The organism is Saccharothrix longispora, from assembly GCF_031455225.1.
Classification (GTDB): domain Bacteria; phylum Actinomycetota; class Actinomycetes; order Mycobacteriales; family Pseudonocardiaceae; genus Actinosynnema; species Actinosynnema longispora.
In genome coordinates this window covers 1,044,247-1,064,932 of record NZ_JAVDSG010000001.1, presented here as the reverse complement: position 1 = coordinate 1,064,932, position 20,686 = coordinate 1,044,247, and the positions used below count along the sequence as shown (strand labels likewise).

The 20,686-nt window shown below is 70.9% G+C and carries 16 protein-coding genes; 4 read left to right on the top strand and 12 right to left on the bottom strand.

The features are described from left to right. Positions 1–74: 74 nt before the first annotated feature. The 7 genes from J2S66_RS04785 to J2S66_RS04755 all read right to left on the bottom strand — a co-directional run bounded on the left by J2S66_RS04785 (position 75) and on the right by J2S66_RS04755 (position 9,455). Complete coding sequence (locus J2S66_RS04785; RefSeq protein WP_310304221.1) at positions 75–1,541, bottom strand: RICIN domain-containing protein; 1,467 nt, start codon at positions 1,539–1,541, stop codon at positions 75–77. 740 nt (positions 1,542–2,281) lie between these two features. Beyond that, the gene (locus J2S66_RS04780) at positions 2,282–3,466 is read right to left on the bottom strand and encodes a glycoside hydrolase family 88 protein (RefSeq protein WP_310304219.1); all 1,185 of its coding nucleotides are present in this window, start codon (positions 3,464–3,466) and stop codon (positions 2,282–2,284) included. A gap of 39 nt (positions 3,467–3,505) precedes the next feature. After that, positions 3,506–4,189 carry a hypothetical protein gene (locus J2S66_RS04775; RefSeq protein WP_310304218.1) on the bottom strand — a complete coding sequence of 228 codons (684 nt, stop codon included), beginning with the start codon at positions 4,187–4,189 and terminating at the stop codon, positions 3,506–3,508. A 5-nt stretch (positions 4,190–4,194) separates the two neighbouring features. After that, on the bottom strand, positions 4,195–5,106 hold the full coding sequence (locus tag J2S66_RS04770) for a carbohydrate ABC transporter permease (protein ID WP_310304216.1): 912 nt from the start codon (positions 5,104–5,106) through the stop codon (positions 4,195–4,197). Then, on the bottom strand, positions 5,106–6,032 hold the full coding sequence (locus J2S66_RS04765; RefSeq protein WP_310304214.1) for a carbohydrate ABC transporter permease: 927 nt from the start codon (positions 6,030–6,032) through the stop codon (positions 5,106–5,108). The genes J2S66_RS04770 and J2S66_RS04765 overlap by 1 nt, the downstream gene beginning before the upstream one ends. Positions 6,033–6,123: 91 nt before the next feature. Beyond that, positions 6,124–7,431, bottom strand: a complete 1,308-nt coding sequence (locus J2S66_RS04760; protein ID WP_310304212.1) for an ABC transporter substrate-binding protein — start codon at positions 7,429–7,431, stop codon at positions 6,124–6,126. A 62-nt stretch (positions 7,432–7,493) separates the two neighbouring features. After that, positions 7,494–9,455: a DUF2264 domain-containing protein gene (locus J2S66_RS04755; RefSeq protein ID WP_310304209.1), complete on the bottom strand. Its 1,962-nt coding sequence runs from the start codon at positions 9,453–9,455 to the stop codon at positions 7,494–7,496. Between the two features lie 360 nt (positions 9,456–9,815). Between J2S66_RS04755 and J2S66_RS04750 the strand changes: the two genes are divergently transcribed. Beyond that, on the top strand, positions 9,816–10,922 hold the full coding sequence (locus tag J2S66_RS04750) for a substrate-binding domain-containing protein (RefSeq protein WP_310304207.1): 1,107 nt from the start codon (positions 9,816–9,818) through the stop codon (positions 10,920–10,922). Positions 10,923–10,925: 3 nt separating this feature from the next. Here the strand turns inward: J2S66_RS04750 and J2S66_RS04745 are convergent, their stop codons facing one another. Continuing rightward, positions 10,926–11,696 carry an SDR family oxidoreductase gene (locus J2S66_RS04745; RefSeq protein ID WP_310304205.1) on the bottom strand — a complete coding sequence of 257 codons (771 nt, stop codon included), beginning with the start codon at positions 11,694–11,696 and terminating at the stop codon, positions 10,926–10,928. After that, complete coding sequence (kduI, locus tag J2S66_RS04740) at positions 11,693–12,523, bottom strand: 5-dehydro-4-deoxy-D-glucuronate isomerase (protein WP_310304202.1); 831 nt, start codon at positions 12,521–12,523, stop codon at positions 11,693–11,695. The genes J2S66_RS04745 and kduI overlap by 4 nt, the downstream gene beginning before the upstream one ends. Before the next feature lie 139 nt (positions 12,524–12,662). Here kduI and J2S66_RS04735 point away from each other — a divergent pair, with 139 nt between their 5' ends. After that, entirely contained in the window at positions 12,663–13,769 is a 1,107-nt protein-coding gene (locus J2S66_RS04735) for a substrate-binding domain-containing protein (protein WP_310304200.1), read from the top strand. Between the two features lie 30 nt (positions 13,770–13,799). On the opposite strand, the gene J2S66_RS04730 is transcribed toward J2S66_RS04735, so the two are convergent. After that, the gene (locus J2S66_RS04730; protein WP_310314661.1) at positions 13,800–14,750 is read right to left on the bottom strand and encodes a sugar kinase; all 951 of its coding nucleotides are present in this window, start codon (positions 14,748–14,750) and stop codon (positions 13,800–13,802) included. Between the two features lie 565 nt (positions 14,751–15,315). On the opposite strand from J2S66_RS04730, the gene J2S66_RS04725 reads away from it, so the two are divergent. Both J2S66_RS04725 and J2S66_RS04720 read left to right on the top strand, forming a co-directional pair. Then, entirely contained in the window at positions 15,316–16,947 is a 1,632-nt protein-coding gene (locus tag J2S66_RS04725) for a glycoside hydrolase (protein WP_310304197.1), read from the top strand. Positions 16,948–16,978: 31 nt separating this feature from the next. Beyond that, entirely contained in the window at positions 16,979–18,379 is a 1,401-nt protein-coding gene (locus J2S66_RS04720; RefSeq protein WP_310304195.1) for a BNR repeat-containing protein, read from the top strand. A gap of 290 nt (positions 18,380–18,669) precedes the next feature. Here the strand turns inward: J2S66_RS04720 and J2S66_RS04715 are convergent, their stop codons facing one another. Next, positions 18,670–19,458, bottom strand: coding sequence for a sugar phosphate isomerase/epimerase family protein (locus tag J2S66_RS04715; RefSeq protein WP_310304193.1), 789 nt, complete (start codon positions 19,456–19,458; stop codon positions 18,670–18,672). Positions 19,459–19,497: 39 nt separating this feature from the next. Next, entirely contained in the window at positions 19,498–20,511 is a 1,014-nt protein-coding gene (locus J2S66_RS04710) for a hydroxyacid dehydrogenase (RefSeq protein WP_310304191.1), read from the bottom strand. Positions 20,512–20,686 lie beyond the last annotated feature (175 nt).

The following is a 20,686-nucleotide window of genomic DNA, read 5'->3' as shown; positions in this document are numbered from 1 at the left end:
GAGGACGTCGAACGTCCCGCCGTGGAGTTGCGGGACGTTCGACGTTCATACCGCGGTCATCACCGGTGTCGTGGTCAGACGGCCGTCCGGGACCACTGTTGGTTGGTGCCGGTGTTGCACGTGTACTGCTTGAGGATCGCGCCGTTGGCGGTCGAGGCGGCCGGTACGTCCACGCACTTGCCGCTGTGGCGTGCCCGGAGCTGGAAGTAGCTGCCGTTGGGCACCATCTGGAACTGCTGGTTGGTGCCTGTGCCGCAGGTGTACTGGACGAGCTCGGCGCCGTCGGCGGTGGAGGCGCCCACCACGTCGAGGCACTTGCCGCTGTGACGGCTGACGAGGCGCCAGTAGCCGCTGCCGGCGTCCTGGAACCGCCACTGCTGCCACGCGTTGCCGTCGTAGGCGTGCTGGCCGACGCGTGCGCCGTTGTCGGTGTTCGGCTGTTGGACGTCCATGGCCTTGCCGCTGTGCCGCACGTCAACCCGGTAGTACGTCGTGGGAGTCGTGGTGCCGTCACCCCAGGCGTACCGGACCCGTTCGGCACCTGAGGTGTTGCGGATGGTCAGGTCGAGGTCGGTGCCGCTGCCGCTCAGCGCGTACATCGAGTACCAGTCGTAGCCGATGGTGCCGGGCTTGCCGCCGAGGGCGGGCCAGTAGGTGCCGCCCATGTTGTTGTCCCGCATGACCTGCGCCATGGCGCGGATGTGGCGCACGAAGTTGTCGGCGCTGTTCGCGTCGCTGTAGTCGAGGCCGGTGGACATCGGCGCGCCGAACTCGGTCGCGACCGCGCGGGAGGCGCAGTTGCCCAGGCGCGTCTGGATGTGGCCGCGGAAGGCGTCGTAGGTCATCGGGCTGTAGAAGAAGGCGTAGTGGTGGAACGACAGCAGCGTGGAGTTGAAGCGGCTGTCGTTGCAGATGTCGCGCAGGTCCTGGCTGTAGCCGGTGCCACCGATGAGCACCCGACTCGGTACCGCCGACGTGTGGTAGGCGAGCCAGTTGGCCGCCACGTTGCGCCAGTCCGTCGAGCTGTAGCCGTGCGGCTCGTTCATCGGCTCGAAGTAGACGTTGCCGTTGGAGCCGTAGGTGTAGGTCACGCTGGACCACATGGTGTTCCACGCGGCGAGGTTGGTGATCCGGCCGCCGGAGGCGGCGCCGTCCTCCCAGTAGGCCAGGATGACCTTGAACCCGCGGGCGGTGGCGGCGTCGATCGCACCGCGGTACGCGTTCCACCAGGTCGTGTCGGCCACCGTGTGGGTGTTGATCGGCAGCCGGACCGTGTTGACCCCCATCGTCGCGGCCATGTCGTCGTAGAGGGCGTTGGCCTTGGCCCGCACGGTCGCGTAGCTGTCTGACTGGCTCAGGCCCTGCACCACGAGCGTGCCGGTGCTGAAGTTGTCGCCCTGCACCGCCCAGTTCATGCCCCGGAACTGGCTGGTGGCGGCCGTGGCGGTCGGTGCGGTGGCGACGAGGCTCGCCGCCGCGGTCAGTGCAATCACCGCGAGGGTGCTCATCGACCGCCTCAACGAGGTCGCGATCGGTGTCATGGAACGTCCCATCACTAGGTGTGAGTTCGCGTCGAACCTTCACTTGCGAGCGTCGTGGTCAGGTGGGGATGGCGGTGCACCGGTGTGCGGTACAGCTCGGTCAGTGCGCGGACGGGATCGGGGAGCCAGGCCGTGCAACCGCTTGGTGCGGTGGGGTCCCCGTCGCCGATCGCGACCCTGGGCCAGGCCGAGGTCACGACTGACGCCAAGGGCATGCGGGTGGCGAGGAGACGAACATGGCAGCTCTCCCCATGACGGTGCAAAGGGCTGGACCGGGATGTGACCACTGGTCGAGATGGCGGCTCTGGTGGGAGCGCGCGATGCTGTTTACGCAAACATCGGTTCCATGACCGTAACGTGGCCCTCACCGGGATGTCCAGAGTTCGCCAACGATGTCAATCGAAAGAAAACGAAAAACGACACACAACATGCGTTGTCATCGACGATCCAACAACAGTGGACACCGTGGGTACCACCGAAGCCGGGCCGCGGAGTCACTGCGGCTTGGCGCTACCAGCAGTACGCGCAGTTCTGCACGACCACTGCACGGGCGACGTTTCGTCAGGGGCGACCCCGTAGGACGCCCTCACCAAAACCACCGCCGACCGCAGAGCCGCGCCGCACGTCGATGCCCGCCGACCGGTCCTGGGCGGCCTGATCAACGACTACACGCCACCGACGCCGGAGGGAAGGACGGGTGCCTGACGCGCCCGCCCTTCTCCGTCACGCCGGTCGGCGCTTCACCAGCAACTGTGCCAGTCGAGCCGCAGGCGGCGGGACAGGGCTTCGAGGAAGAAGTAGTCGCCCCAGAGGTTTCCCTCGTCGACACCGACGTTCTTGGGCTTGTCGTAGACACCGTGTAGCAGCAGCGCGGTGGAGCCGGGGTCGTGCGCGGTCGAGTAGGCAGAGGTCAGGCTGGCGAGGATGGCGTCGGCCTCAGCGCGGTAGCGCAGGGCGGTGTCGAAGTCGTCGATCTGCTCGGCGAGTTCGTAGAGGCCGCACACGGCGATGGCGGCGGCCGAGGAGTCGCGTTCCTGTCCACTGCCGTCGGTGAACACGAGGTCCCAGTAGGCGACGCGGTCGTCCGGCAGGTGGGTGAGGAAGTAGTCGGCGCAGCGCCGGGCCGCGTCGAGGAACGACGGCTCACCGACGTGCCGATGGCCCAGGGCGAACCCGTAGATGCCCCACGCCTGGCCGCGTGCCCAGCAGGAGCCGTCCTGGTGGCCCTGCTCGGTCGCGCCGCGCAGCGGTTCACCCGTGTCGGTGTCCCAGTAGAAGGTGTGGAAGGTGGTGCCGTCCGGGCGGATCATGTGCCGCCGCAACTGCTCGGTGTGGCGGATGGCGGCGTCGCGGAACGACGGGGTGCCGGTCGTCTCGGCCGCCCAGTACAGCAGCGGCAGGTTCATCAGGCTGTCGATGATGGTGCGGCCGCGTTGCAGGGGGTTCTGCAGGTCGCCCCATGCCTGGATGATGCCCGCCGGTTCCAGGAAGCGGTCCATCAGGTGGTCCGCGGCCTTCAGCGCGGCGTCACGGGCCTGTTCGTCACCCTCCAGGCGCCACGGTGTCACGCAGGACAGCGTGTAGAGGAAACCGAGGTCGTGGGTGTCGAGGTCGATTTCGCGCCGGACGCGGTCGGAGAAGCTGTCGACCTGGCGTTGAGCGGCCCGTCGCACGTCCTCGTCGCCGGTTCCCTCCCAGACCAGCCACAACATCCCCGGCCAGAAGCCGGTGGTCCACCCGACGTTGGTCCCTTCGGGTTGGCCGGCGCGCGGCGTGCGCGGCCGGTACACGCCCGCGGTGGTCGTGTCGTCCGGGTACCAGGTGGTGAAGTCGGCGATGTTGCGCCGGACGGTCGCCACGGCGGCGTCCCAGGCCACGGCCAGGTGGTCGGTGGTCGGTGCGGCGCGGTCAGCTTCCGCGGACATGGTTCTCCCTCAGGACGGGTGACGGGACGGCGACGCGGGTCACCGCGTCGCGACGGCGCGCGGGTCGGTCGTGGACCACGCGGCGCGGATGGGCCTCAGGGTCGCGCGGCTGCCCACCCAGACGACGTAGAGCGCCGGGCCGGTCAACAGCGCGAGCGCCGGCACGGGCACAGCGGCGACCGCCGCGCTCAACACCCACAGCACCGTGAGCGACACGGCGGTGAGATGCGGGCGGCGGACGGCAAGGAACAGGCTCGCCTTCACCAACTTCCGGACCGGCACGTCGGAATGCTCGACCACGCCGGTGAGCGTCACCAGCGCGGTCACCGCGGTCAGCACGACGAGCACCGCCAGGACCGGGATGGCGAGCGCACCGACGGGCGTGCCCCAAGCGACGTGGACGTCCACGGCCAGGACGAGCAGGACGGCCGTCGCCGCGCCGACCACGAGAGCGGCACGACGGGCATGTCGACGCCAGGCACGCAGGAAGCCCCGCACGACCTGTGTGCCGTCGTCCTGCGCGATGGAGCCGAACACGGCGTGGGCGGCGGCCACGGCTGGGCCGAGGAACGGGGCCGTCAGCGCCAACAGCGGCCAGCCGGCCGTGACGGGGGTGAACAGCAGCACGGCCAGGAACGGCGCGCTCGCGCCCACCACGAGCACGCTGGTGATCAGCAAGGCGTAAGCGGTGTTGAACACCCGGTTGTAGATCTCGTACTTCACCGCGGTCAGCCCTTCAGCCCGCTGGTGGCGATGCCCTGGACGAAGTACTTCTGCCCGAGCAGGAACACGATCGCGATGGGCAGCACCGACAGCACGGAGCCGGTCATGATCAGCGCGTGTTCGGCGTTGTAATCGCTGACGAACGACTTGAGGCCGAGCTGGATGGTCCACAGGTCGGGGTCGCGCAGGTAGATCAGCGGGCCGAGGTAGTCGTTCCAGGTGGTGACGAAGGTGAGCAGGGCCAGGCTGGCCAGGGCGGGCACGGACAGCGGCAGCATGATGCGGAAGTAGATGCCGTACTCGCTCAGGCCGTCGACCCTGGCCGCCTCGCACAACTCGTCGGGGATGGTCAGGTAGTACTGGCGCATCAGGAACACGCCGAAGGCGCCGAACGCCTGCAGTGCGATGATCGACCAGGGCGTGTTGGTGAGGCCGGCCTCGGACATCATGATGAACTGCGGGATCATGTAGGCCTGCCAGGGCACGGCGATCGTGCCGATGTAGAGCAGGAAGAGCAGGTTGCGGCCGGGGAAGCGGGTCTTGGCGAACCCGTACGCGGCGAAGCTGCCGGTGAACAGCTGCAACAGGGTGACGACCACCGACAGGAACACCGTGTTCTTCAGCCACACCAGCATGTCCGAGATCCGCCAGATCTCGGCGTAGTTGCCCCACTGCGGCGAGTCGGGGAACCAGGTCACCGGGATCGAGAAGACGCCGTTGTCGGCCTTCAGCGACGAGGAGACCATCCAGAAGAACGGCAGCAGCAGCCCGGCCGCGGCCAGCACCAGGACGACGTGGCCCAGCACCTTGCCCAGTGCGGGGAGCCGCCTCTCGCTCCGGTTCGACGTGGGGTTCTCCGTTCCCGGATCGACCGTCCTGGGCGGGGCGGTGTCCGCCAGGGTGTGCGGGGCGGCCATCAGGCGTTCCTCCTGCGATTGACGGCGAACTGCACGATCGTGACCAGCATGCAGAGCGCGAACAGCACGACGGAGATCGCGGAGGCGTAGCCGAACCGGTTCTCCACCAGGCCTTTCTGGTAGATGTACTGCGACAGCACCAAGGTCGACTGGCCGGGGCCGCCGTTGGTCATCACGAGGATGAGGTCGAAGACCTTGAAGCTGCCGATGGTGAGCATGACCGTGACGAAGAACGTGGTGGGGCGCAGGCAGGGCAGGGTGACGTTGCGGAAGCGCTGCCAGGCGTTCGCGCCGTCGATGCGGGCGGCCTCGTGCAGCTCCGGCGGCACGGTCTGCAGGCCGGCGAGGAAGAGCAACATGTAGTAACCCATCTCGCGCCAGACGCCGACGATGATGACGGCGGGCATGGCCCAGTCCGAGGACGCGGTCCAGCCGGGCGGGTCGGTCACCCCGAACAGGCCCAGGATCTGGTTGATGGGGCCTGCGTCGCGGCTGAACAGCAGGTTCCACGCGATGGCGATGGCCACGATCGAGGTGATGTAGGGGAAGAACGCGGCGGTGCGGAAGAACGCGACGCCGCGCAGTTTCCGGTTCAGCAGCAGGGCCAGGCCCAGTGACACGGCGAGCGTGAGCGGGATGTGGAAGGCGGAGTAGTACAGGGTGTTGAGCAGTGCCCGGTGGAAGCTCGTGTCGCCGAACAGGCGGGTGAAGTTGTCCAGTCCGATCCACTTGGCCTTGCCGAAGACGTTCCAGTTGGTGAACGAGATGTAGAACAGCGCGACGACCGGGCCCAGGGTGAGCAGGCCGAAGCCGAGGAAGTTCGGCAGGACGAACGACACGCCCTGCAACGATCGGCGCGCCCGGTACCACCGCTTCGTCCGATCCGCCCCGATCCCGGGGGAACCGCCGACCGTCGTGGTGCTCATCGGCTCTCTGTGCTCCTGCGTAGGTGGTGTGCTGGGGATGGCGCGGGCCCGGAGGGAGAGCGGAGAGTGGGGCCGAGCCCGCGCCTGGTCGTCACTTGGACGTCAGGGCCTCGCTGCGAGCCCTTTCACCCGCCTGGGTGAGCGCCTGGTCCACCGGCGTGCTCTCGGACATGATCGCCGAGTGGGTCTCCTGGAGGATGTTCTGCAACGCCGCCGTCTGCGGTGAGACGGGGTTCTCCGCGCGGGTGTCGTGCGTGGTGAAGGCGAACTTGGACAGCTCGTCGCCCGGCACGCCCTGCACTCCGAAGTACGCCTGCACGACCGGGTCGGTCAACGTGGCAGGCGTGATGCCGATGCCCGCCAGCGCGGTCGCGCCACCCTCACCCGCGACGAAGGTCAAGAACTTCTTGGCCGCCGCGACCTTGTTCTCGTCGATCGCTGCGTTGACGCCCAGGCCGGTGGGGTCGCCGAAGGTGATCGGCTCGTCCTTGGTGCTCGCGTCGTGCTGTGGCGCGGGTGCGAAGCCCCACTGGAACGACTGCGCGTCGCCCTTCTTCTGCTGGGCGATGAGGGTGGCGACGTACCAGCTGCCCATCAGCATCGTCGCGGCCTGCTGAGTGCCGAACTGCGCCTGGTACTGCAGCGTGTTCGTCGTGGCGGTGCCGTAGTCGACCTGCGAGCCGGCCTTCTGCTGCTCCAGTGCCCGCTCGTAGTAGGGCGCCAGGTAGCCGTAGTCACCGCTGCCGAGGTCGGCGCCCGGCGTCTGGGCCAACGCCAAGCCCTGGACCGTCGACTGCCAGGTGTGCTGGTAGGCGGCCTTGGCCGGGGAGCCCGCCGCCTTCAGCCCCGCGGTCAGGTCCGCCACGGCCTTCTCGTACTCCGCCCACGTCCAGGTCTCGCTCGGCGGGGTCACGCCGGCCGCCGTGAACAGGTCCTTGTTGTAGTAGAGGTACCACGAGTCCTGGCGGTAGGGCGCCGCGTACGTGACGCCGTCCACCTTGTAGTTGCCCAGGCCGTTGACGTTGTCGCCGAGACCGTCCGCGACATCGGAGACGTCGAGCAGCTGCTCGCCCGCCTGGTAGGTGATGAAGTTCTTGAGGTTCTTCAGCACGTACAGGTCGGGCGCGCTGCCGGCGGCCAGGTCGGCGGTCAGCTGGGTGTCGTAGTTGTCGGCGTCGTACTCCTTGAACTCGACCTTCACCTCCGGGTTCTGCGCCTGGAACGCCTCGGCGAGCTTCTGGAACTCGGGCGTGGTCTTCAGGCTCCACGCGCTCATCGTCAGGGTCACCGGGCCGCCGGTGTCGGCGGGTTCGTCGGAGCCGCCGCAGGCGGTGGCGGTGAGCGTGAGGGCGGTGGCGGCGGCCGCGATGGCGGTCCACCTGGGGTGGCGGTGTCGCATGGTCCTTCGCTTCCTGGTCGAGACTCGGGGAGAACCGGAGGTGTGAGCGGCGCGACCGCCCGTCAGGACAGCGCGGTGCGGGTCTGCGCGCCGTCGGGCCACCGGGTGGTGACCCAGGTCGTCCGCCCGGGGTCGAGCCGGACCTCGGGATCGGCGGACCAGGAGCCGGCGCCGCTCACCAGTTCGAGCAGTGTGGCGAACCATTCGCCCCGCACTACGGGCAACTGGACCCACGGCACGGCGGCGACCGGTCCCAGCGGGCCGGCGTCCTCGTGCACGGACACACCCGAGTCGGTCGGCCGCCCCAACAGGACGGTGAGCGCCGACCGCGTGCCGTCTTCGGCTCGGGCGCACGGGCTTCCGGTGGAGACGATGTCGACGTCCGTACCCGCGACGGCCCACCCGGATACCCGCAGGGCCGTCGGAGGACGGTCCTGAACGACGTCGTCGACCCGGACCAGTCGCACCTCCCACGGACCGCGGACGAGCGAGTGCACGGTGACGGCGCCTGCGTCGCGGTGGCGACCGGTCCAGCCGGACCCGTGGCCTTGTTGGACCTCGTCCGGCGCCAGCCAGCGCACGACACCGGACGAGGAACCTGTGCCCACCCCGATACCACCGGCGTCCACCACGTCGGTGGCTCCGACCGTCATGCCGGACCGGTGGGACGCCCGGCCCTCGGCGTCGATCAGGACCACGGCCTGGTCGTGCGGGTCGGCCCAACCGCGGTCGTCCAGCAGCGGGCTGGTCGCGGTGGAGTAGCCGAGGCGCGCGTAGAGCGGGGAGTCGCCCCTGGTGTCGCCGGGGACGGCGTGGTCGGTGCCGTGGTTGACCACCCGCACCACGCCGTCCGCGACCGTGCCGCTGACCAGCCAGCCCGGCGCCGTGACCGACCGCACGAAGTCGTCACGCTCGACGGGCAGCGGCAGCTCCTCCGCCGTCCACACGGGGTGATCGGCCGGCAGGGCCAGCCCGAGCATGCCTTTCACCGCCCAGTAGGGCGAACCGGGGCCCGAGTACGCCTGCGCGATGCGCGGCCACGACCCGTGCCACCCCAGGGACAGCAGGCCGTGCCCGTCGAGGGCCCCGCGGTCGGTGAAGTGGCGCACGACGCTCGTCGCGGCACGGCGCAGGACGCCGGGCGGCGTGGACGGCACCTCGGCCAGCACACCGGCCCAGAACGGCGCGGCGGCGGCGAACCGGTAGGTCAGGCTGCGGCCCTGCACGAGCGGCGACCCGTCCGCGCCGACCAGGTGCACGGCGTCGAGCAGGAAGCGGTCCAACAGCGCGGTGTCCCGGACCCGGCGTTGCTCGGCGAAGCCTTCCGCACCCGGCATCCGCGCCCACAGCTGCGGGTAGACGTGCAGCGCCCAGCCGACGTAGTGGTCGAACGCCCGCTCGTGGCCGTCCGCCATCCAACCGTCCTCGCGCAGGAAGCCGTCGTGGGTGGCCAGGTCCTCGGCGACGTCCTCGGCCGACCAGGGACCGCCGACCGAGCGCAGGAACGCCTGCACGACCAGCCGGAACCACACCCAGTTGATGCGCGGGTACGTCGAGTCGCCCACCGCGGGCGCCAGGTAGGCGACCACCCGCTCCCGGACGGCCGGGGCGAGGCGGTCCCACAGCCATGGGCGGGTCAGGTCCAGCGCGAGCGCCAGCGAGGCGGCCTCCACTTTGGCCTGCGGGTGCTCGTCCAGACGCACCCAGCGCTCCGGCGATGTCGGGTCGGTGCCCGTGGCGATGCCCTCGGCGTACCACCCGGCGAGGTCGTCCGGGTCGGCTCCGCGTTCGCCCGCGATCCGGAACCCGGCGAGCAGGAACGTGCGGGCGAAGCCCTCCAGCCCGTCCACGTCCGCGCCGTAGCCGCCTTCCGGGCCGGGCAGCGTGATCCGCGCGTGCCCCGGCGAGGCGAACGGGCGCACGGCCCGCAGCATCGCGTCTGCCGTGCCCGCCCACTCATCGCGGGTCCACCCCGCTGACGGGGTCTGTGGTGCGTCTGCCCTCAAGAGGGATTCCGGCGGCATGTGACCCGTCCTTCAACGTCGAAGGCGTTCGATCAAACGGAAACATCAAGCGTTCGTTTTTGATCGCTTTGCGTGGCAAACAGTAAATATGTGCAGAGTGATCGTGTCAAGACTCACACGGGAACCGTGGCCGGCATGTGCTCGCGGATGGAGTACGGCCTCCGACCCCGGGGACTTCCCCGGTCGCCGCGAGGTGCCATGGTGTGCCGCCCACATAATTGGGCCACGATCGACGACGGGAGGACGTGCGGTGACGAGAGCGCGCATGGGGGCCGGTGCGGTCGGCCGGGAGCGGGTGACGACCCGGCCGGCGGGACCCCGGGGCGAGGCTCCGCGGGCCACCACCGCGGCGGACGCGTCGTGAACTCCGAGTCGCGCACGCTGGCGGCCCGCCGGCGCGCGTCGATCCTGGAGGCCCTGCACCGCGACGGCGCGGTCCGGATCTCCGACCTCACCGAGAAGATGGGCGTCACGGCCGTGACGCTGCGCCGCGACATCGCCCACCTCGACGGCGAAGGCCTGCTGCGCCGCGTGCACGGTGGGGCCACGCTGCCCGCCACCGAACTCCTGCCCGGCGTGCAGCCGTCGGACGTCGCCGCGGAACGACCGCGCCTCGGCGCCGCCGGCATGTTGGTGCCCTCCCTCGACTACTACTGGCCGGAAGTGGTCCGCGGCGCGGAGGAGGAGGCGTCCGGGCAGGGCCTGCACGTCCTGCTCCGCGGGTCGTCCTACGGCAGCGCCGACGACCGCCCCCAACTGGAGCGGTTGCTGGACAACGAGGACGTGTGCGGGCTGATCGCCGCGCCGAGCCTGACCGCGCCGTCCGCAGCGGCCACGATCGAGTGGTTGAGCACCCTCGAGACCCCGGTCGTGCTCGTGGAGCGGGTGGCGACCGTGGGTCCGCGCCAGGCCGTCGTGGAGTCCGTGGTGTCCGACCACGCGCTCGGTGCGGCCATGGCCGTGCACCACCTCGTGGCATTGGGCCACCGCAAGGTCGGCGTGGTGACCAGCGAGCACAGCCCGACCTCACCGCACGTGCACCGGGGCTGGCTGGACGCGTGCGCCGAGACCGGCCTCGACCCGGCGTCCACCGTGGACACCGCCGTGCCCAGGCCGGGCACGACCGGGTGGGACACCGCGCTGGACGACGTGCTGGACGGGTTGGCCGCCACCGGGACCACGGCCGTGCTCGTGCACGCCGACACCGAGGCGATGGCCTTGGTGCAGCGCGCGGAGCAGCGTGGCGTCCAGGTGCCGGCCGAGCTGTCGGTGGTGGCCTACGACGACGAGGTGGCGGCGCTGTTCACGCCGCCGCTCACCGCCGTGCGACCGGCCCGGCGTTCCATCGGACGGGCGGCGGTGTCGCTGCTGGCCGCCCGGCTGCACGACCCCGACCGCCCGGCGCACCGGATGGTGATCACCCCGTCCCTGCGGGTGCGCGGCTCGTCGGTGCCGCCGCCCGCGTGACCCTCACCGCGCCAACCAGCCCCCGTCCACGGGCAGCACGACGCCGTGGACGTAGTCGGCCGCGCGGGAGCACAGGAACAGCACCGCGCCCGCGATGTCGTCCGGTTCGGCCCACCGGCCCGCCGGGATGCGGTCCAGGATGGACCGGCTGCGGTCCGGGTCCGCGCGCAGGGCGTCGGTGTTGTCGGTGGTGACGTAGCCGGGCGCGACGGCGTTGACGTTGACGCCCCGGTGGGCCCACTCGTTGGCCAGGGCCTTGGTCAAGCCCACCACGGCGGACTTCGACGCGGTGTAGCCGGGCACGGTGATGCCGCCCTGGAAGCTCAGCATCGACGCGACGTTGACGATGCGACCCGAGCCACGGGCCAGCATCGCCCGGCCCACGTCGCGCGACAGCCTCCAGGTGGCGCGCAGGTTGACGTCCAGCACGTGGTCGAAGTCGGCGTCGGTGTGCTCGGCGGCGGGCGCGCGGCGGATCGTGCCGCCGTTGTTGACCAGGAAGTCCACCTCCCGTGCCGCCAGCAGCGCGCCCAACTCGGCCACCTGGCCCGCATCCGACAGGTCGGTCCTGATCGGGGTGAACGCCCGTCCTTCACCCTCGACCGCGGCCCGTGCGGCGCTGTCACCCTCGGGGATGGACGCGCTGACGCCCACCACGTCCGCGCCCGCGGCGGCCAGCAGCCGCGCCACCGCCAGCCCGATGCCGCGACTGGCCCCGGTGATCGCCGCGGTCCGGCCGGTGAGGTCGAACAGGCCGCTCACCTCGGGTGTCATCGCAGCGCCGCCGCGGGGTGCGGGTCCATGTCGTCGAACGCCTGGTTCTCCCCCGCCATGGCCCACACGAAGCTGTAGGCGGCGGTGCCGACGCCGCTGTGCACGGACCACGGTGGCGAGATCACCGCCTGGCGGTCGGCGACGACCAGGTGCCGGGTCTCGGTCGGCTCGCCCAGCAGGTGCACGACCCGGGCGTCCTCGGGCAGGCCGAAGTAGAGGTAGGCTTCCATGCGGCGCTCGTGGGTGTGCGCGGGCATGGTGTTCCACATGCTGCCGGGGTGCAGCGTCGTCACGCCCATCACGACCTGGCAGCTGCGCACGCCGTTCTCGTGGATGTACTGGGTGAGCGTGCGGCGGTTCGAGGTGAGCGGGTCGCCCAGCTCGCGGACCGTGCCGCCGCCCGGCTCGACCAGCACGGTCGGGTACTCGGTGTGCGCGGGGGCGGAGAACAGGTAGAACGCGGCGGGCTCGGCTTCGTCGTCGGAAGCGAACGACACCTCCTCCACACCCCGACCGACGTACAGGCAGGCGATCGGCGCGAGCCGGTGCTCCACACCGTCCACCGTCACCGTCCCCGCTCCGCCCACGTTGACGATCCCCGCCTCACGGCGGTCGAAGAAGCGCTCCGCCCGGATCTCCGGGAACGCCGGCAGCCGCAGCGGGCCGGTGCGCGGCGATGCGCCCACCAACACCACCCGGTCGTGGTGGCTGTGCACCGCGCGCACCTCGTAGTCGGCGAACAGGTCTTCGACCAGGTAGTGCCGCCGCAGGTCGTCCGTCGTCATGGACGGCACCTGCTGCGGCGCGGTCGCGTAGCGCTGCTCCACGGTGCGTCGCCTTCCTTCCGTCGGATCGTCAATCATCAGAGGGTCGGAACAGTCAATCTCAGACACATTCGATGCACAAGGCTGTACAGTTGCTTCTTACGATCAGTTTCGATCACAACGACGAGGCGAGCAGGCGGTCATGGTCATGGACAACCCCGAGGCCACGGACGCGCTGCTGCCCGCCGCCCGTCGACAGTGGCTGTTGGAGCACCTGCGGGACCGGGGCGTCGTCCGCATCACGCACATCGCCCGGGCCATGGGCGTCACACCGGTCACCGTGCGGCGGGACGTGAGCGACCTGGCCGCCGAGGGCCTGGTGGAACGCGTGCACGGCGGCGTCCGGCTCATCGCCCCCGAGTCCGCCGAGTCGTCCGGCGCGGACGCCGCTCCGGTGGTCGGGATGGTCGTGCCATCGCTCGACTACTACTGGCCCGAGGTCATCCGCGGCGCGCAGGACACCGCCCACAAGAGGCACGCCCGGCTCATGCTGCGCGGCGCGTCGTACCAGGTGGACGACGTACGGCATCAAGTCGAGTGGATGATCGGCAGCGGCGCGGTCGACGCGCTGCTGGTCGCGCCGCCCACCGCCGGGACCGGTGCCGAGGACCTGGTCGCGTGGCTCACGACCCTGCCCGTCCCGCTGGTGCTGGTCGAACGCTCGGCGGTGACAGGCCCGTACCGGCAGCACGTCGAGTCCGTGCGCACCGACCACGCCGCGGGCGCCGAACTCGCCGTCCGCCACCTGCACGCCCAAGGCCACCACGTCATCGGCCTCGCCACCAGCGCGAGCAGTCCCACATCCGCGCAGATCCGCGACGGCTGGCACCACGCGATGACCGGGTCGGGCTTGCTTCCCGCCCCCGAGGCGCTCGTCGCCGCCTACTACGAGCCCGACTGGGCCGTGGACGTCGACCGGGTACTGGACCTGTGCGTCGAGCACCACGCCACCGCGCTCCTCGTGCACTCCGACCGGGAGGCGGTGTCGCTGGTGCAGCGCGCCGAGGAGCGCGGCATCCGGGTGCCCGCCGACCTGTCGGTCGTCGCGTACGACGACGAGGTCGCCCGCTTCGCCCACCCACCGCTGACCGCCATGCGCCCACCCAAGCACGCCGTGGGCAGCACCGCGGTGCACCTCGTGCTCGACCGCTTGGACCAGGGCCCCGACCGGCCGGTCCGCCGGGTGATACTCAGCTCCGAGCTGCGCGAACGCGCCTCGACCGGCGCACGGACGGCGGCACCGCGCTGAACGCGGCGACCTGAGCGCGGGCGGCGCCGATCACCGCACGCCCGCGGCGCCGACCCGCGCGGCGGCCCACGTGGCGGCGTCGGCGACCAGCAGGCGCGCCACGTCGGCCGGCGGCAGCGGCACGGCGACGTCGGACATCGTGCACAGCGCCCCGGCTGCGGCCAGGTGACCGGAACGCAGGCGGCGGGCGGGTGGTTCGCCGGACCGGTGGGCGGCCAGGAACCCCGCGGCGAAGGCGTCGCCCGCACCGACCGGTTCGACCACGTCCACGGCCAGCGCGGGCTCGAACACCGGCGCCCTGCCCGCCTCCAGCACGGTCGCACCCACCGCGCCCTGCTTGACGACCAGCGTGCCGGGCTCGGGCAGCACCTCGCGCACCGCGACCGGCTCCGACACACCCCACAGCGCCTCGGCCTCGTCGCCGCCGACCAGGACGACGTCCGCCTCGGCCGCCAAGGCCCGCAGCACCTCCGGGCCGGTCGCTCCCCACAGCGCGGGCCGCCAGTTGACGTCGAACGACGTCGTGACGCCGGGGTGGTCCAGCAGGGCTCGTACAAGAGCGAGGCAGGACGGCGAGAGTGCGGCGGTGATACCGGTCAGGTGTACGTGGGACACCTCGTCCAGGCCGAGCCGATCGACCACCTCGGGCCCGAGCGCGGACGCGGCCGAGCCGGCGCGGTAGTAGCGCACGGCACTGCCCGCCTTGCCCGCCTCCTTCACGTAGAGGCCGGTCGGGCGCGTCGGGTCGACCACCACACGCGACACGTCCACACCCGCCTCCGCCACGGACGTGAGGACCGCACGCCCGAACGGGTCGTCGCCCACCGCGCTCGCCCAGCCGACCCGGACGCCGAGCGCCGCCAACGCGCAGGCCACGTTCGACTCCGCACCGCCGATGCCGCGCACCCACGTGCGGACCTCCTCGGGAGGCCCGGCTTCGACGGGCGTGAACACCGCCATCGTCTCTCCTACGCAGAGGATCGCGACCACTTCGACTCCTTCAGCCTCCAGGACCGGGCAAAACGATCGTAAACGAAAAAATACCGCTTGACTCGACTAAAGCGATCACACATGCTCGACCGGCACCGGCTCGCTCCCCGCTCCGTCTGCCAGCGCAGGTCCGAACAGCGATGAGGAGATCAACGACGATGAACCCTCGCCGAGCACTTCACGGCCGCCGGTCGGCTGCCCTGGCCCTCTCCGCGGTCGCGGCGCCGGCCGCCACCCCACCGGCCGGCGTGCAGGAAGTGCACGCCGTCGCGTCGGTGACCGTGCGGCCGGACCCGTCCTACCGGCAACCCGCGTTCGAGGGCTGGGGCACGAGCCTGGTCTGGTTCGCCAACGCCACCGGCGGCTACCCCGACGACATCCGCGACCGCCTCGCGGACATGCTGTTCGGCGAGGACGGCCTGCGGCTCAACATCGCCCGCTACAACATCGGCGGCGGCAACGCGCCCGACGTGCGCCGCGACTACATGAAGCCCGGCGCGACGATGGAGGGCTTCTGGAAGGCGCCGGAGGGCACCACCCGCGAGGACGTGGACTGGTGGGACCGGACAACCCCGAGCACTGGGACTGGTCCGCCGACGCCGACCAGCGCTGGTGGATCGACCGGATCAAGGGCGAGGTCAGCCACTGGGAGGCGTTCAGCAACTCGCCGCCGTGGTTCCAGACCGTCAGCGGCTACGTCTCCGGCGGCTTCGACGCCTCCGCCGACCAGATCCGCGCCGACCGCGTGGACGACTTCGCCACCTACCTGGTCCGGGTCTCCGAGCACGTCGAGCGGACCCACGGCATCCGGTTCGACACCATCGACCCCCTCAACGAGCCCAACACGAATTACTGGGGCACCCAGCTCGGCCCCGACGGCCGACCCACCGGCGGACGTCAGGAAGGCGCCCACGCCGGCCCCGCCCTCCAGCAGAGCGTGATCCTCGCCCTCCGCAAGGCGCTCGACGCCTCGGCGCTCGACGCCCGGCTGTCCGCGGTGGACGAGACCAGCCCGACCCTCTTCCGCACCAACTGGAACGCCTACGGCGACGAGGGCCAAGCCGCCGTCGACCAGCTCAACGTGCACACCTACGGCACCGGCCACCGCACGTCCGCGCGCGACATCGCCAAAGGCGCGGACAAGCCGCTGTGGATGAGCGAGGTCGACGGCACCTGGGGCAGCGGCCAGAGCTTCACCAGCGTGGAACCGGGACTCGGGATCGCCCAGCGGATCGTCGACGACATGCGGGAGCTGGAGCCGTCCGCGTGGCTGCTGTGGCAGGCCGTCGAGGACCACAACCCGCAGGCCGCCGCCGGCAAGAACTGGGGCGCGATCCAGATCCCGTTCGACTGCCCGTCCAACGCCACGCCCACGACGTGCCCGATCCGCACGAACACCAAGTTCAACACGATCCGCAACTTCACCCACTTCGTGCGGCCGGGTGACCACGTCGTGAAGGTGGACAACACGTCCGGCCTCGCCGCGGTGTCCGCCAACGGCACGTCCGCCACGGTCGTCCACGTCAACGACACCACCGAGCCACGCGCCGTCACGCTCGACCTGTCGCGCTTCGGCACGGTCCACGTGAACGCTCCGGTGATGCCCGTCGTCAGCGACGCCAACGGCGCTCTGGTGCGCGGCAAGCCGGTGCGGATCGAGGCGGACCGCTCGGCCACGCTCACCGTGCCCGCCAAGTCGGTGACCACCTTCGTGATCCACGGCGTACGCGGCGTGGCGCCGGACGCGGCGCTGGTGCGGTCGGGCCACGCCTACGCGCTCGACGGCGTGCAGAGCGGCAAGGCGCTGGTGCCCTCCCCCGACGGCAGCTCGGTCGTCCTCGGCACGACGGACCAGGCCGACGCGAACGCGTGGTGGCGCATCGAGCAGGTCACCAGCGGCACCGGCAACCGCGAGCGCTACGCGGTCCGGCACGACAGCGGCAAGCGCCTCGCCGACCGGGGTGGCAGCCTGGTGCTCGAACCGGGCACGCAGACCGACTCGGCCGCCCAGGGGATCATGTCGACGACGGGCGACGGCAGCTACACCTTCGTCAACGCCTCCACGGGCCGACTCCTCGACGTGGTCGGCCAGGGCACGGGAGTCGGCACCCGAGTGGGCGTCCACGCGGCCAACTCCGGGACGAACCAGCGGTGGACGGTCGTGGACCGGACTCCGCACACCAGCTGACCGGCACGGCGGACCCGGGAGGAGATCGGCGATGGTGTCGGACACCGGGCGAGCGGCCGGGCCCAGCGCGACCCTGGTGTCCGACACCGTGCTCGACCCCACCGCGTTGTTCTTCGTCTCCTACGACGGCGTGGTCAACAACAACGCCTTCCAGAAGGACGCGATCCTCACCCACGCCGGGTACCAGTACGCCACCTGGTACACCGCCGGCCGCAACGCCGTGGTGGCGCGCAGGCGGCTCGGTGGGGAGTGGGAGCGGGTCGTGATGCCCCACCGGTTGAGCGTGGACGACTCGCACAACGTGATCTCACTCGGCATCTCGCCGCAGGACGGGACCCTGCACGTCGCGATGGACACGCACGACAACCGGATCTTCTACGTGAAGTCGGTCGCCGGGCTCACGACGGCACCCGCGGCGACGCCCTGGCACTCGTCGTCCTTCGGCCCTGTGCAGCGCACCCTCGACGGGGTGGAGTCGGGTGACATCACGTATCCGCAATTCGTCGTGACACCCGACGGCGTGCTCCAGATGAGCTACCGCACCGGCTGCTCCGGGAACGGCGTCAACGAGTTGGCCGAGTACGACCGCGGTGCCTGGACCCTGCTGGGCGCCTGGACCTCCGCCGACGGCGAGTACACCGGGCCGAACGGCGTCATCTCGGCGACGCGCAACATGTACCTGCACGGTCTGGACTACGACCGGAACGGGCGGCTGCACGCCGCCTTCATGTGGCGCGAGGGCGACAGCGGCGTGCTGTGCGCGTCCGGCGGCCTGGCCAACCACGACACGGGCTACGTCTGCAGCGACGACCGCGGCCGCACCTGGCGGACGAGTTCGGGCACCACCGCCGGCACCACCGGCGGGTCGCGGGTGCACGTCTCCTCCCCCGACATCCTCATCGACCACCTAGGCCCCGACCACGGCCTCATGAACCAGGAGAGCCAAGCCGTCGACTCGACCGGCACACCGCACGTAGTGATCAGTCACGTGCCGGAACGGCTCCTCCCCCGCGTCTCCGACTATCCCGCGCAACGAGCACGGCACGGCCGCACCTTCCACCTGACCCGCACGGACGGTGGGTGGACCAAGCACGAGGTCCCCGTCCCGCCGAACAGCACACAGCGCACCAAGCTGGTGCTCGACCGCTCCGACAACGCCTACCTGGTGATGCCGGAGCCAGGATCGTGGCGGCGAGCAGGGCAAGCGGGTGGACCGACTGGACGACCGTGTTCGCACCCACGTCACTCCGGGCCTTCGGCGAGGTCAACGTCGACACGACCCGGATCGCGCTCGACGGCACCCTGTCCATTCAGTACCAACAGGTCTCGACCGGCACCACGCCGTCGCCGATCCGGGTGGCGGACTTCCGGCTCGCCTGACGGGACCGCGAACGAGCGCACGACGCCACTCCGCCGAACCCGCCCGGAGTAGGCGACCAGTCGCCCGGGGAACCGTCCCGGACGGCTCATCGGGGCAGAGATGGCGGAGCCGAAGCGGTCGCACCGGACGACGAGGCCACGCAGGCGGGGACGGCACAGGTGGCCGTCATCAGGCCCAGCGTCCGGTAGCGGCCGTCGTCGTACTCGCCCCATTCGCCACCCGCGCTTTCATCGGAGAGCCACATGTGCAAGTCAGGCCCGTCGGAGGTGTCGAAGCCCTCCAGGCGCGGGATGCGCGCTTCCCGAGCACGGGGACATCGCCTCCCGGCCCGGGTAGGCGTGTCAGCCACGTGGACGCCACGTCTCGAACCAGGCACCGGCGGCGCTGAGCGCCGCCGGGACCTCGGCGATGCCGGGGTACCACGCACGTTCCCACTCCAGGGAAATCCAACCCGACCACGATCGCAGCGACTCCCCGCACTCCTCCAGCGGCACCGCACCCTCACCCGGCGGCACCGGCGTGGGCTCGCCTGCCGCCACGTCCTTGACCTGGAAGTAGCCGAGGCTCTCGCCCAGCACCTGCCTGGTCCGAGCAGGCGGCTCCCCCGCCCGCCACGGGTGCACCGCGTCCCACAGCACGGCGACCAGCTCCGGGTCCCCGAACGGCTCGACCAGCCGCAACGCCTCCTCGCCGGTCGGGTGGGAGTCATGGGTCTCGACCAACAACCGGACACCGCTGTCGCGCAGGTCGGGCAGGACCGCGCCGATCCGGTCCAACGCCGGACCGACCTCACCGGCCGCCCCGCCGGGGAACACCCGGACCGCGGGAGCGCCGAGTCCGGACGCCAGGGCCACGAGGTCGCGCAGCTCGGCAACCACCGGCTCGTCGGGGCCTGGCGCACAGACCCTGGCGTAGCCGGCCAGGCAGGCGACCGCCAACCCCGCGTCCTCGACCTGTGCGCGCAGGGCGGCCGTCCGCGGGGGTGGCAGGCCGAGGTGCACCTCCTCGTCCGGATGAACTCGGATCTCCAGGCCGTGGCAGCCGTGCTCCGCCGCCACCCGCGCGCTGTCCCGCACCGGAGTGCCCGGCATGCCGAGCGTGCTCATCGCGAACCGCCACGCCACGGTCACACGACCTCCACTCGTACGGACGGACGGGCTCCCACGGTCTCAAGCGATGTACGGGAGGCGCGCGGGTTCCACCTGTCCGAGCAGCGGTGCGCCCTTGAGGTACCGGTCCACCTCCGCGACCGCGAACTCCCCCAGCCGGCGCAGCTCGCGGCCCTGCGCGCCGGCCAGGTGCGGGGTGATCAGGACATTGGGCAGGGCGAACAGGGGGTGCCCCGGTGGCAGCGGCTCCGGCTCGGTGACGTCGAGGATGGCGGAGACCGCGCCGGTCAGGCACACCCGGGTCAGTGCCTCGGTGTCGACCAGCGAGCCCCGGGCCGTGTTGATCACGACCGCACCCGCGGGCAGCAGTTCCAGCCGGCGGCCGTCGAGGAGGTGGCGGGTCTCGGGAAGGGCCGGGGCGTGCACGGTGACGAGGTTGCTGCGGCGGCACAGGTCGTCCATGCCCACGCGCTCCGCGCCGAGGCGCGCGGCCTCGGCACCGGTCACGTACGGGTCGTAGAGCAACACCTCGACGTCGAACGACCGCAACCGGTCCAGCACGAGCCGCCCGATCCTGGAGGCGCCGACGACCCCGACGGTGCAGTCGTGCAGTCCCGTGCCGCCCCCGGACAGCCAGTCACGGGGTGCGCCCTCGACGGCGGTGGCGTACCGCTCGGCACGGCTGAAAGCCTGCTTCGCGCCCAAGACCAGCATGGCCATGGTGTAGTCGGCCACCGGGACCGCGTTGACCCCGGCTGCGGAGGACACGACGATGCCGCGTTCGAAGACGACGGGGTCCAGTCGGGTCTTCACGGTGCCGGCGGCGTGGACGACGGCGCGCAACCTCGGCGCGGCGACCAGTACATCGATGTCGATGAACGGGCCGCCCCACCCTGTGATCAGCACGTCGGCTTCGGCCAGGACCGTCGCGGCGGCCGGGCTCCGGAACGAGGTGAAGGTCGTGTCCGGGTCGATGTCGACCAGTTGCCGCAACCGGGTGATGAGGTCGGCAGGGAAGACGTCGCGGCGGGCCCACGGGGCGAGGGCGAAGACCGCGACGGGTCGCCGTGGCACAGTGCTGACTCCTCTCGACGGATCGACAAGTTGTGTAAACGGTTACCTACTGCCGCCACTCTAGATGCCTGGGTTCTCCGCAGACAACGATGTCTGTCGAAGGAATCCTTGATCCAGGCGGCCTCTGACCCCAAGGTCAGGCATCAATCGGTTGTTGACGTTGATATGTAAGCGG